Raw genomic sequence first — 12,386 nt, forward strand, 5'->3', positions numbered from 1 at the left:
CCCTATTATACCAAAAATTTGACATTTTAAAAGCCCATTTTGCAAAATTTACAAAAATTTCAGTTCTGCTTTGACAGCTCATCTCTTAACTGCCCCAAAACAGCAAAGGGGTTCTCGGTAGGTTCATCAACGACATCGCCCACACTGTCAGTATACATATCACAATCATCATGACGTGGAGAAAGCGGGATGGCAAGCAACAACTCATCTTCTAGCATGTCCGCCACAGGAATCATTTTTTTATCATCAAGACAAACCTCATCTAACAAAACATAATCTGCCGTCTCATCTAGGGCATTTAGGTAGCCAATTTTATTTTCGCTGTCTAAGATTGCCATACGGTAGTTACCTGAGATATCCACAGGCATGGGGTCAAGACAGCGTTGGCAAGCCACAGACAGCACTGCTTTGATGTCATAGTTTAGCCAAAGGATTTTGTCTTGCTGGGTAAGTGTCAAGGCAACCGTCAGCATCTCATCAGCCATCACCTGCTCTGCCAGACGGGGCAGGTCGGTTACAGGAACATTGCCCTGCCATGTAAAGCCAATGTCTGCCCATTTATCAAAGGCGATGTTTTTGGGTAGTGTGGTCATGTTTTATCATCATAAAAATTTGGCTTATTATTTCACAAAAACCACCAAAATTCACGCAAAATTTATCCAGCGTGATATAATTTTATTTTTTAGATAAATTTAGATACAGCAGATGAAAAGCACTGATTTTAGCAAGCTCGGTTTACACTTTCAAGCGCCACTTTGGCAAGCCTTTTATGATGATAAGGTCATACAGGCATGCGTAACGTCTGTGTTTTGTTTTGATGAGACCTATTACAGGCTAAAACAGGCATGGCAAGCACTTGCTGATGAACATGAACAGACCGATTGGCTCATCAACCTATTTAATCATCTGTATGAACACAGTGCCATACCCACCGTGCTGGTACGTGGCATGAGTGAACCTGAATACTTTGCCAGCAAAGATGGCATGCCTGCTCGCATTGAGTTCGCTCATGGTTTTTTTCAAAGTGCCTTGCATGAAATTAGCCATTGGTGTGTGGCAGGAACAAAACGCAGGGGGCTTCATGATTTTGGCTATTGGTACTGCCCTGATGGGCGAGATGAGATAACCCAGCGACAATTTGAACAAGTAGAGATAAAACCCCAAGCCATTGAATGCTTATTGTCGTTGGCACTGGGACGACATTTTTATGTCTCAGCGGACAACCTAAATGCCAATTTTGACACATCAAACAGCACCTTTGCCACAGATGTCTACGCCCAAGCTTATGCCCATCTAAAAAATCCACACGCACTACCCCATCGGCTGTCTTTGGACGCCAAACGCTTGCTTTGGGTGTTTTTGGATATGAACATGCCAAAGTTGGATAAATGCCATTTTGCTGATAAATCTCTTACCATCTAAACAACCATCAAGCGATATATCCATCAATACATGCCCATCCATCAATAAGGATAATTTATGAAAACGCTATACATACACCCCAAAAACCCCCAACCTCGCCTGCTAGATGAGACAACAAATGCACTATTATCAGGCAAAGTTGTCATCATACCGACCGAATGTGGTTATCGTTTTGCTTTTGCAATGAATGCCAAAGATGCCTTTGAACGCTTGGTGCGTGTGGGGGTCAATGAGTCTGATTTGGTTCTGCTTTGCAAAAATATCAGTCAGCTGTCAGGCGTGGCGGTTATAACAAATGATGCGTTTATCACCCTAAAAAATGACTTTTTGCCCCATCATGTCTTCATCTTAGAGCCAACCAAAGCGGTCAATAAAAAAATCATCAGCAAAAAATCACTTCGTTTTACCACCTCTGCCATGCCCATCATGACGGCACTATTAGAGCAAATGGATGAGCCATTTTTTACCGCTCCACTTATCTGTCAAGGCGAGTCTGTTAATGAATATGACATAACAGACAAGCTGGACTCACAGGCAGAGATTTTTGTAGATGTGGGCGTGATTGATGAAGCTAGGATGACCGTGATTGATTTGATGGGCAGTTAGGGTTTATTTACGGTCGGGTAAGTTAATGTTCATTTCAAGCACATCAAGGCTCTCTTCATGACGCTGTTTGATATTAACATCATCAATCTGTACGCCACTGATGAATTTATTAACCACCGCCAAAATCTCACGCTTCATCTCATCCACACGTTCAGGCGTCAGACGTGTGTTTAGGCGGTCGTGGCTTGCGACGATGACTTTTAGGCGGTCTTTGGCGATAGACGCACTGGTTGGCTCATCGCCCCCACCAAATAACGTACTCCAAAATCCTTTTTTCATATCAGCCCCCGAACAACTTAGCAAAGAAACCTTTCTTTTTGACATCAATATGACGCAAAGGACGATTTTCACCCAAGAATCGTGCCACGATATCATCATAGCACTGACCTGCTGCCGAGTCTTTAAAATAGATGACAGGCTGACCGTGGTTTGATGCTTCTAGTACGGCATTAGACTCTGGGATAACGCCAATGAGTGGCACTTTTAGAATGTCATTGGCGATATCATCAATGCCCATCATCTCACCATGAGCGGCACGCTCTGGATTGTAACGGGTAATGATAAGATGCTCTTTGACACTACCACCCTCCAAAACACGCTTGGTGCGAGATTGTAAGATGCCAATGATGCGGTCAGAATCACGCACGCTTGACACCTCTGGGTTGGTAACAATTAAAGCCTCATCGGCATGATACATGGCAAGCTGTGCCCCACGTTCAATCCCAGCAGGGCTGTCGCAAATGATATAATCAAAGCCAAGTTCTTCGGAGAGTTCCTTGATGACCGCTGCCACACCTTCATCTGTGAGAGCATCTTTATCACGGGTCTGTGATGCAGGCAGGATATACAGATTTTCTTGTTGTTTGTCCTTGACCAGTGCTTGTGAGAGTTTGGCATTACCACTGATGACATCAACAAAATCATAGACAATGCGATTTTCACAACCCATAACAAGGTCAAGGTTACGTAAACCCACATCAAAATCAATGATGACTGTTTTGTAACCACGCTCTGCAAGACCCGCCCCAAAAGATGCACTGGTGGTGGTCTTGCCCACCCCACCTTTACCTGATGTTACTACGATGATTTTTGCCACAGGGCAACTCCTTATATTTTAACATTGCTACATTTTAGCAATCCAAACACATAATACCCAACTGTCTTTGTAAACCATTATTGCTATTATCAATCTGATGAGTGATTTTTCTTACTCATCAATCATTTATTCATTATCGGTTCTTAAAGTTGGAAATTGGGTTAAGATTTAGAAAAATTTATCTATTTTAGCATAATTTTAAAAAATGATAAACCAAACCCATCATGCCATCAGCGTAAAAATAAGCCCCTCACTGTCATCATAGCTAACTTGCACCGCCTTATCTATCATCTGAGATGGGATGGCATCGCTTAGGCAGTATGTACCTGCTACCGAGACCAGCGTGGGGTTGAACTTTTGACAAAAAATACGGGCATCTCTGTCGCCTGTTGCCCCAGCAACCAGTCGCCCTTGTCCATGCCCATAAATGTGTAAACTGTTATCGGTAATGGCCTCTGCACCATTGTTTACCCCACCGATGATGATTAAATCGCCACCCAAGTGTTGTAAACTCTGACCTGAACGAAGCATTTGACCATGCACTCTACTGGTTACACCTTGCTCTTGCTGGGGGATGGTTTGGGGTGTAGGCCGATTGCTAAACTCGCCTGCTTGCTCTGATGATTTTAGTTGTGATGATTGAGATTGTGATGATGGGGCATTATTATCCACACTACTTGTTTTTGACGTTGGGGCAAAATGTGAATCAACTGGCAAAATGCGTTCCATACGTTTACCATCAGCAGGAAAGCTCGCCAATCGTAGGGCATTTGCCTGCTCGCTTAATACACCATCAATCACACCAATTGGCTGTACGCCCATTTGCCATAACATCTCAACCAATGCTGACAAATCAATTTTGTATTCACTCTCTAACACCACAGGTACAGACACGTTATCTTTTAATACAACACTTAACTCGTTTTGGATGGCAGTTAAGTCATCGGTGTGTAGTTTTAGACGGCTAAAACTGAGCATCTTGCCAAATAAAGTAATTGCTTTCATAATATTATTACCATTATTACCATTGTCTAACATTTTGTCAATTTTACCATTTTTTTTGATATTTTAGGGTAAAATCACCGCTCTTATGTGGCTGTTTTGGTGTTTTTGATGATAAATGGCGTGAATTTATGGGCAAAATACCACAACCACCATAGACTATAAATGAAGCTGCTCTTTGTGTTTCCACTGTTGCACCTTAATCTGCTTTTCAAAAGCGTTTAGGGCATCATCGATCACCACACTGACAAAATTTTGTAGCTGTGGGTGTGTGGTATCAATATTTGCTACGCCTTTGGCGATATGAATCATCAGTGCATCCAAGGTCTTTTCATCAAACAAATGTTCATTGACCGCCATGGTAACATTCTCACCGATATGGCGACCCACATTTGTAATTTGCGATTCTATCATACCCCCTGCGATGGGAATGAGTTTAAGATATCGTCTTAGCTCAGGAGTGTCAAGGAGTGCCTGCTCAACGGAAGTACCAATATCATGCGAGAGCCTCTGCCCTGTCTGTGCCAAAAACGCCTGTTGCAACTTTGGGGCAAGCTCACGACGAAGCAAATCAAGCACCACACCTTCAAACTCAGCACGGTTACGGTTAATCGTCGTCTGAATCAGCGTGCCATGTGTCTTAGACTGTGCCATCTGCTCACGAAAGTTATCAATGGCGGTCAAAATCACTCGGTCAGAGAGTTCCTCTAAGATGACATGATAATAAAACTGGGCAGATGTTATCCACTTTTTAGGAATGACCATCACGCCTGTGTCATGCAGTCGTTTGATGATAATCCCTGCTCGCAGCAGTCTTAACGCACGAAGTATGGGAAAACATGCCAGCACCTCATACCAATGCACAAAAGGGAAAAAGAACCAGCGATAATAAGTGCGACGCTTAATGGCCAGCAACCAGCGTGCCAGCAGTTCACTCACCCAAAACAGGGTAAATACGCCACCAATGACGGACAGGCTCAAATGATGAGTCACTTGATACATGTTTAGCATCTCACCAAATCCACCCCACTGGGCAAGTTTGCTCATCAGTTCACTCATCAAAAGATTGTCGGCAAATATCAAACACAAATCAACAACCAACAGGATAAGCATGACGATATCATAGATGATTTTGGTGCGACTTTGTCTGGCGCTGGACTCTCGTTTGTCCTTATTTACCCCAAAAAGTGGGATAACATCATCTGGCACATCAGAGGGTTGGGGGATTTCTAAGTCGGATAAATCAGGAGTATGCTTGTTATTCATGTTGTGTTTATCACAGTTGTATTGACGATATTGTAAAACTTTTTGGGTAATTGTAAAACTTTTTGGGTATTTTTAAAAGCATAACCCCCAGACAAATTGCAATTTACACAACATCAAATCACACAAAATCAAACATCTGGGGTGTTGGGGATGAGTTTAACATTATCTTATTATCTTATTGCATGATTGCCATCGCCATCAGTCATCAAACTTGCTTATCATCTGTCCAATTCGCTCATCTTTAATCGTCCACACCTCATCTAAAAAATCAAACAGCTCTGCCTTGACCGCTTCATCATTGTCATATTTACCCTCTTTTAACTGAGCAAACAAACGCTCATCCATCTTCAAATGACGAATGTCCACGCCCAAACGAGTCATTTTACCTGCCCACAACTCACCATAATTAGGCACACCATCAGGATAGACCACCGTCATATCCAATATGCCATCTATCTTATCGCCCAAACTTGCAATGGCTAAGGCAAAACCCCCTGCTTTGGGTTTTAATAAATGTGTATAAGGTGAGTGTTGGCGGGCGTGTTTATCATTGCCAAAGCGTGTGCCTTCTAGGTAATTAAGCAAAACAAAGGGCTTATCAGCGAGCAGTTTACAGGCACGTCTGGCCTCTTCTAAATCCACAGTAGCAAGGATAGGATTTTTGGCAATCTGTGCTTTGGTGTGGCGTTTCATCATCGGAAAATCCAAAAAATAAAACGCCTGCCCTATGATGGGAATATACAGCAGTTCATGTTTGGCAAAAAATCTGGTAACTGGCAAATGTGATTGACTGACATACTGCACCACACTCGTATCTACCCAAGACTGGTGATTACACACCAGCAAATAACGCCCATCCTTTTTTAGGTCATCAGGCATCGATATTCGCCAATCACGCTCTGGCATGAGTGTATCTAGCAGACGGTTGTTGGTGTTAATCCAGTGGTTGGCGATGGACAGCACCACTTTATCACCCCACTTTGAACCCAGCAATGTCTTAGCAAGTCCTGCCCCATATAACGGCACGCTGATTGCCACACTATTAACAAGTATCGTCCCCAGTCCTGTACCCAGACGAAGTTTTTGGGCAAGTTTGGGGTGCTTGTTGTGGATTTTTTGAAAAAAGAGCGTAAAATTAGGTGTGTTGTTATACATACAAAACCGCCAATGGGATAAATGTCATTATTAATGTTCAAAGTTAATATTCAAAGTTAATGTTAAAATCTGCCCATCATCAGCCTGCCAAAAGGCATGATACCGCCAACGCACTTAACCAAAATGTTGCATTAACCAAAATATCATAAAGCCGTAAAATAAATGTTCTCTGATAATGGGTGGGTCATGCTCCATTTTAGCAAATTTTCATCAAGATAATCAAAAAGCCATCAAGTTTTTTAAAGATTTTTAAAATAACTTTAAAATAACAACGCACAAAAATGACAACGCACATCATACTCATGATGATTTTATCATCATTGAAATAACATTGATTAAATTGTATCACAGCAAACACCCCAACAAAATCATTCTTTTATTGGGGCGATTTACTAAGTGGCGTCTGCTTTTACAATTAAAATAACTTATTAACTACACACTTATAACAAATAAGAGCGTTTTTTAGGGCATAATAGTCTCATCAAATGATTTGAGTTTGAGTTTAATGCTTGAATTTTGATATTTTTCTATATCACATATCAAGGTCAAATCACCTTGGAGTTTTATTTTTTACACTTTTTACCATCGTTTATTCGGAGCATTTTATGAAAAAAATTCTAACCGTTACAGCCATCTCCACAAGTATGATTTTGGCAGGTTGTGCCAGTACTGGTACAGGCATGAACGACACCACAAGACAAACAGGTCTTGGTGCGTTGGGCGGTGCTGCCCTAGGTGCTGTCATCTCTAAGGCAACAGGCGGTGAGCATACCGGTCGTGATGCTGCCATCGGTGCAGCACTCGGTGCAGGCGTGGGGGCTTATATGAGTCGTCAAGAAGCCAAACTCAAAGAGCAAACCGCAGGCACAGGCATTGAGGTTCAAAGAGACCCTGTTACCAATAACATTAACCTATCCATCCCAGAGGCGATTACCTTTGATGTTGGCAGATACGACATTAAGTCCAGCTCATATAGCACACTAAATCAGGTGGCTCAGACACTCAATCAGTATGACCAAACCACAGTGATGGTCAATGGTTATGCCTCCATTGAAGGCAATGCCAATTTTAATCAGGTACTATCACAAAATCGTGCCTCTGCTGTTGCCAACTATTTGGTAGGTCGTGGTGTTAACTCTTACCGTATTGATGCCATCGGACATGGTGCAACCACTCAATTTGGTAGCAGATACGAACCAAACCGTCGTGTTGAGCTGACCATTTTGGCACCAAACAACATGAATTAATCGCCTTTTTACCATCTTTTGATGCTAAAATACAGGTTTTGAATTTGACCTGTATTTTTTTGTTTAATTCATGGCTTGTTCATGGATGCTCAGGGCTTCATTAAAAATCTCGCTTAGGGTCTTAACATCATTGACCCGTGCGTAGTTTAGGCGAGTAACAAATGCCAGTCGTCTGTGTGGCCCTGCCTCGTTTAGGGGCAAGGTGGTTACATCATCACCGATTTGCTCTAATGCCATCTTAGGCACTAAGGTCGTCCCCATGCCCACTTTTGCCATCTGAATGAGCGTGTTAAGTGTGGCATCAGAAAAGCCTGATTTTAGCTCATTTTTATTCATGGTACAAACAGACAGCACCTGATCGGTCAAACAATGACCCTCACCCAGCAACAGCACATCATTTTCAAACAACTCTGTGCTTGAAATGCTTGTCTTATCTTGCTTGGCATCTTTGGGAAAAATGGCATAAAAATTCTCCGCCCAAAACTCAAACGCATGCAGACCATCAATGGCATAAGGCAAGGCAACGATGGCAGTATCAATATGTCCATAACGCACCTGCTCCAAAAGTCGCTCGGTCTGCTTTTCTCTCACCGCAATATCAAAATTAGGATGCTTTTGTTTTAGAGCTGGTAGCACCTTGGGTAAAAGATATGGGGCGATGGTTGGAATGATGCCTATTGTCATGGGATAAGCAAGGGGCAACTGATGGCTATGTGCCCGTGTGGTCAGGTCATTAATCTCGCTAAACACTCTTTGGGCTCGCTCCAACAACTCCTCACCGATGGGCGTGATAAGCACCTGCTTGTTATTGCGTTCAAAAATTTGCGTGTCCAGCTGTTTTTCAAGTTCAGCAATGCCAAGACTTAGGGCAGATTGGGAGATATTGCACTCCTCGGCAGCACGTTTAAAATGCTTGTGTTTGGCAACGGCAAGGGCGAACTCTAACTGACGCAAAGTAATCATCACACATTCCTTATTTTAAAAAATCATAACCGCTATTTTACACCTAAGTTTAATAAAACAAAACCTTTTATTTAAAACTTTTAACTGGATAAACCGTTAAATTTTGTTATCATGTTTATGAAAAATCAGTTTATGGCAGAGCTTTTTGTGCTTTGTCATGCCACTTTTAACAACAAACCATAGGTAATATTATGACTGCCATCATTAATCAACATATTCCAGAGTTTACCACCGAAGCTTTTGTCAACGGTGAGTTCAAAACCATCTCATCAGAAGACACCAAAGGCAAATGGTCCATTTTCATGTTCTACCCACACGACTTTACGTTCGTCTGCCCAACCGAGCTTGAAGACATGGCTGACCACTACGAAGAGCTAAAAACCCTTGGTGTGGAGGTGTATGCCGTCTCTACCGACAGCCATTTTGTTCACAAAGCATGGCACGATTCATCTGCTGCCATTAGCAAAGTAAAATACCCAATGTTAGGTGATGGCACTGGTAAAATCACTCGTGGCTTTAACATCATGATTGAAGACGAGCACGCTGCATTGCGTGGTACTTTCTTAGTAGACCCAGACGGTCTTATTAAGGTTGCCGAGATTCACGACTTAGGCATCGGTCGCTCTGCCAAAGACATGATTCGTAAAGTCAAGGCCGCCCAATATGTGCGTGATAATGACGGCGAGGTTTGTCCAGCTGCTTGGGAGGCAGGTCAAGAAACCTTAAAACCAAGTTTGGATTTGGTTGGTAAAATCTGATTTGATGATTGGTCAAAAAGAGATAAAATCGCTCAAAATTTGGGCGATTTTTTATGGTCAAATGAAAAATGATTACATAAAAAACACAGGTCTCATACCTGTGTTTTAGAACCTATGTTTAAAACCTGCATGTAAAACGTTTTTGAAATAACCTACTCATGCCTTACTAAGCAAATATTGATACAATTCATCTTTTAGGGCAAGTTTTTTGCGTTTTAGCCCTTCAATTTCTTCGCCACGACTATTATGGGCAATGGGGTCATTTTCAAGATTGGTAATCTCTTCATCAAGTTTGTTATGAGCATCAAAGAGTTTAACAAAATGCAAATCATTTTTGGTTTTTAGTTCGGTGATGAGTTCACGGTATTCTGGGAACATAAAAATTCTCCTGATATATCAATGGGTTAGAGATACTGCAAGAGCTGATTTGATGGCGACTTACCATCAAATCTGCTCATTTGATATGGCTTTATCTTAGCAAGAATTCATGGCATAAGCAAGCGTAATTCTCTTTTTTATGTGCTTTTTTGTATGAATTTTCTTTTTTGTTATTGATTAAGTTTTATGAACTTAATCTTAAAAACGTTTAAATTTTCTAAATACAAAACAGCCCTTATAATGCTGGGCAGTTTAAACATTTTTATATATAGGTACACACCATGCTAGACCAATCTTTACTTGATGCCATCAAATCATACAGCACCAACATGACCCGCCCCATCCAGATGGTTTTGGGGCAAGGCAATCATGACAGACGTGCCAATCTTGTGGATTTCTTAGAACAAATCGCCAGTTGCTCGGATAAAATCGGCTTTGATAAAACCCTTGTAGATACCGATTTATCCCCCATGAGCTTTAAGATTAGTGCCGATAACCGTGATACAGGCATTGTGTTTAGTGGCATTCCAGGGGGTCATGAATTTACATCGCTGCTGCTTGCCATTTTGCATGCAGGCGGTCATGAGATGAAACTGGACAAAAGCATTCAAGAATTGGTCGGACGCATTCAAAAGCCATTAAAGTTTCAAACCTTTGTGTCATTATCTTGCCACAACTGCCCTGATGTTGTGCAAGCATTGAACCAATTTGCCCTATTAAATGACAATATTGAAAACGAGATGATAGATGGGAGTGTCTTCCCTGAACTTGTGGAGGCCAACAACATTCAAGGTGTGCCTGCGGTATTCTTAAATGGCGAACCTTTTTTAAATGGCAAAGTAGATACCGCCCGTATCATTGACAAACTCCAAACCCAGCATCCTGATTTATTGGCAAATGGTCAGACAGAACAGCTACAAACACAAGACGTTACCGTCATCGGTGGTGGGCCAGCAGGCTGTGCAGCTGCCATCTATACCGCTCGCAAGGGACTGCGTGTGGCACTTGTGGCTGACCGTATTGGCGGGCAAGTCAAGGATACCCAAGACATTGAAAACCTAATCTCCGTACCACTGACCAATGGTAACACCCTAGCCAACAACCTTAGCACTCACATTAAAGAATACAACATTACCATCAAAGAACACGTGAGTGTCTCTGGCATTGAAGAGGTCAAAGGCGGTTATAAGATTACCCTAAACACAGGAGCAAGTTGGACATCACGCACGCTTATCGTTGCAACAGGAGCCAAATGGCGTAAACTTGGTGTCAAAGGCGAGGATGAGAATATCGGTAATGGTGTGGCGTATTGCCCACATTGCGATGGCCCTTTCTTTAAGGGCAAACCTGTGGCAGTCATCGGTGGTGGTAATTCAGGCATAGAAGCAGCATTAGACTTAGCAGGTATTGTTCATCATGTCACTGTGCTAGAATTTAGCGACAAATTGCGTGCTGATCAAGTACTCATTGACAAAGCCAATGCCAAAGACAACATTACCATCATAGGTAATGCCGCCACCCAAGAGATTACAGCAAATAATGGCAAAGTAGACAGTCTCATCTATCAAGACCGAGTATCGGGCGAGAATATAACTCTACCGTTGTCAGCGGTATTTGTGCAAATTGGGTTGGTACCAAACTCTGATGTCGTCAAAGGTTTGGTTGAAATGAGTGTGCATGGCGAGATTGAGATTGATGCCAAATGTCGCACAAATAAGGCAGGAATATTTGCCTGCGGAGATGTAACCACTGTGCCTTATAAGCAAATCAACATTGCCATGGGTGAGGGTTCAAAAGCAGGATTATCCGCCTTTGAATATCTCATGATGAATTCTTGATGCCAGTTAGAGCGCGCCTGTATTTGGTTGATAACAAAAACACACCCCAAAAACAAGCCCCAAACAGATATTGGGGCTTGTTTTGCATTTGACCGCTCATTTTATTTCATGACACTCATCAAATCATCTTTCATCACAAATTGATGATACAACGCCCCACCAACGTGGGCAATCACCAAAAATACCAGCACATAAAACACCATCCCTGTGTGTAATCCGTTCATCACTTTTGCCATCTGCCTATCAATACCAACCACACTTGGTAAACCAAACAATCCAAACACGCTGACGCCACGACCGCCATACATACTCATGAGCATGCCTGTGATGGGCATGGCAAGCATGGCAACATACAAGCCCAAATGGGTCAGATGGGCTATCGCCGTTTGCCATTTTGGCATGGGCGGGTGCGGCGGTGTTTTGGTAATAAAGCGGTTAATGATACGCAAAACCGTCCAAATAAAGAAGCTTGCCCCGATGGATTTATGCAAACTGATGTATTCATCACCCATATTAATGCTAATAAATGCCACGATGATAAGTAACGCCCCCACCCAATGAAAAATACGAGTAAAAAGGCTGTGTTTATCAGTACGCTGTGTTGGCTGGCTTTTGGCTGGCGTGGTCATAATTTTTTTCATGAATAAAAATGGGG

At 42.3% G+C, this 12,386-nt stretch carries 14 protein-coding genes; 5 read left to right on the forward strand and 9 right to left on the reverse strand.

Annotated features, from left to right (window positions below; all coding sequences use genetic code 11):
• Window positions 1-59: 59 nt before the first annotated feature.
• Window positions 60-593, reverse strand: coding sequence for a YceD family protein (locus A7456_RS03540; RefSeq protein ID WP_067007644.1), 534 nt, complete (start codon window positions 591-593; stop codon window positions 60-62).
• Window positions 594-705: 112 nt separating this feature from the next.
• On the opposite strand from A7456_RS03540, the gene A7456_RS03545 reads away from it, so the two are divergent.
• A complete protein-coding gene (locus tag A7456_RS03545; protein WP_066893850.1) occupies window positions 706-1,422 on the forward strand; it encodes an elongation factor P hydroxylase in 717 nt (238 codons plus the stop codon).
• A 57-nt stretch (window positions 1,423-1,479) separates the two neighbouring features.
• Window positions 1,480-2,028 carry a Sua5/YciO/YrdC/YwlC family protein gene (locus tag A7456_RS03550; protein ID WP_066885463.1) on the forward strand — a complete coding sequence of 183 codons (549 nt, stop codon included), beginning with the start codon at window positions 1,480-1,482 and terminating at the stop codon, window positions 2,026-2,028.
• Window positions 2,029-2,031: 3 nt separating this feature from the next.
• On the opposite strand, the gene minE is transcribed toward A7456_RS03550, so the two are convergent.
• The 5 genes from minE to A7456_RS03575 all read right to left on the reverse strand — a co-directional run bounded on the left by minE (window position 2,032) and on the right by A7456_RS03575 (window position 6,547).
• Window positions 2,032-2,307, reverse strand: a complete 276-nt coding sequence (minE, locus tag A7456_RS03555; protein ID WP_029103917.1) for a cell division topological specificity factor MinE — start codon at window positions 2,305-2,307, stop codon at window positions 2,032-2,034.
• A gap of 1 nt (window position 2,308) precedes the next feature.
• Window positions 2,309-3,124: a septum site-determining protein MinD gene (gene minD / locus A7456_RS03560; protein WP_066885469.1), complete on the reverse strand. Its 816-nt coding sequence runs from the start codon at window positions 3,122-3,124 to the stop codon at window positions 2,309-2,311.
• Between the two features lie 222 nt (window positions 3,125-3,346).
• Window positions 3,347-4,132, reverse strand: coding sequence for a septum site-determining protein MinC (gene minC, locus A7456_RS03565; protein WP_067007705.1), 786 nt, complete (start codon window positions 4,130-4,132; stop codon window positions 3,347-3,349).
• A 153-nt stretch (window positions 4,133-4,285) separates the two neighbouring features.
• Window positions 4,286-5,392: a hypothetical protein gene (locus A7456_RS03570; protein ID WP_082995423.1), complete on the reverse strand. Its 1,107-nt coding sequence runs from the start codon at window positions 5,390-5,392 to the stop codon at window positions 4,286-4,288.
• Between the two features lie 198 nt (window positions 5,393-5,590).
• Window positions 5,591-6,547, reverse strand: coding sequence for an acetyltransferase (locus tag A7456_RS03575; RefSeq protein ID WP_066893846.1), 957 nt, complete (start codon window positions 6,545-6,547; stop codon window positions 5,591-5,593).
• A gap of 605 nt (window positions 6,548-7,152) precedes the next feature.
• Between A7456_RS03575 and A7456_RS03580 the strand changes: the two genes are divergently transcribed.
• Complete coding sequence (locus A7456_RS03580) at window positions 7,153-7,794, forward strand: OmpA family protein (protein WP_067007647.1); 642 nt, start codon at window positions 7,153-7,155, stop codon at window positions 7,792-7,794.
• Window positions 7,795-7,857: 63 nt separating this feature from the next.
• Here the strand turns inward: A7456_RS03580 and A7456_RS03585 are convergent, their stop codons facing one another.
• The gene (locus A7456_RS03585; RefSeq protein WP_067007650.1) at window positions 7,858-8,757 is read right to left on the reverse strand and encodes a hydrogen peroxide-inducible genes activator; all 900 of its coding nucleotides are present in this window, start codon (window positions 8,755-8,757) and stop codon (window positions 7,858-7,860) included.
• Window positions 8,758-8,948: 191 nt separating this feature from the next.
• Between A7456_RS03585 and ahpC the strand changes: the two genes are divergently transcribed.
• Window positions 8,949-9,515 carry an alkyl hydroperoxide reductase subunit C gene (gene ahpC / locus A7456_RS03590; protein ID WP_067007653.1) on the forward strand — a complete coding sequence of 189 codons (567 nt, stop codon included), beginning with the start codon at window positions 8,949-8,951 and terminating at the stop codon, window positions 9,513-9,515.
• Between the two features lie 156 nt (window positions 9,516-9,671).
• Here the strand turns inward: ahpC and A7456_RS03595 are convergent, their stop codons facing one another.
• A complete protein-coding gene (locus A7456_RS03595; protein ID WP_062500321.1) occupies window positions 9,672-9,893 on the reverse strand; it encodes a YdcH family protein in 222 nt (73 codons plus the stop codon).
• 281 nt (window positions 9,894-10,174) lie between these two features.
• Here A7456_RS03595 and ahpF point away from each other — a divergent pair, with 281 nt between their 5' ends.
• Window positions 10,175-11,731: an alkyl hydroperoxide reductase subunit F gene (ahpF, locus tag A7456_RS03600; RefSeq protein ID WP_067007656.1), complete on the forward strand. Its 1,557-nt coding sequence runs from the start codon at window positions 10,175-10,177 to the stop codon at window positions 11,729-11,731.
• A 101-nt stretch (window positions 11,732-11,832) separates the two neighbouring features.
• Here ahpF and A7456_RS03605 read toward each other — a convergent pair whose 3' ends face one another.
• A complete protein-coding gene (locus A7456_RS03605; protein WP_066893986.1) occupies window positions 11,833-12,360 on the reverse strand; it encodes a cytochrome b in 528 nt (175 codons plus the stop codon).
• Between the last annotated feature and the right edge of the window lie 26 nt (window positions 12,361-12,386).

The sequence above is a fragment of the Moraxella nonliquefaciens genome, from assembly GCF_001679005.1.
GTDB lineage: Bacteria > Pseudomonadota > Gammaproteobacteria > Pseudomonadales > Moraxellaceae > Moraxella > Moraxella nonliquefaciens.

Coding starts and splice junctions, on each gene's coding strand:
- A7456_RS03540 (WP_067007644.1), bottom strand. CDS start 593: ATGACCACACTACCCAAAAACATCGCCTTTGATAAATGGGCAGACATT.
- A7456_RS03545 (WP_066893850.1), top strand. CDS start 706: ATGAAAAGCACTGATTTTAGCAAGCTCGGTTTACACTTTCAAGCGCCA.
- A7456_RS03550 (WP_066885463.1), top strand. CDS start 1,480: ATGAAAACGCTATACATACACCCCAAAAACCCCCAACCTCGCCTGCTA.
- minE (WP_029103917.1), bottom strand. CDS start 2,307: ATGAAAAAAGGATTTTGGAGTACGTTATTTGGTGGGGGCGATGAGCCA.
- A7456_RS03570 (WP_082995423.1), bottom strand. CDS start 5,392: ATGAATAACAAGCATACTCCTGATTTATCCGACTTAGAAATCCCCCAA.
- A7456_RS03575 (WP_066893846.1), bottom strand. CDS start 6,547: ATGTATAACAACACACCTAATTTTACGCTCTTTTTTCAAAAAATCCAC.
- A7456_RS03580 (WP_067007647.1), top strand. CDS start 7,153: ATGAAAAAAATTCTAACCGTTACAGCCATCTCCACAAGTATGATTTTG.
- A7456_RS03585 (WP_067007650.1), bottom strand. CDS start 8,757: ATGATTACTTTGCGTCAGTTAGAGTTCGCCCTTGCCGTTGCCAAACAC.
- ahpC (WP_067007653.1), top strand. CDS start 8,949: ATGACTGCCATCATTAATCAACATATTCCAGAGTTTACCACCGAAGCT.
- A7456_RS03595 (WP_062500321.1), bottom strand. CDS start 9,893: ATGTTCCCAGAATACCGTGAACTCATCACCGAACTAAAAACCAAAAAT.
- ahpF (WP_067007656.1), top strand. CDS start 10,175: ATGCTAGACCAATCTTTACTTGATGCCATCAAATCATACAGCACCAAC.
- A7456_RS03605 (WP_066893986.1), bottom strand. CDS start 12,360: ATGACCACGCCAGCCAAAAGCCAGCCAACACAGCGTACTGATAAACAC.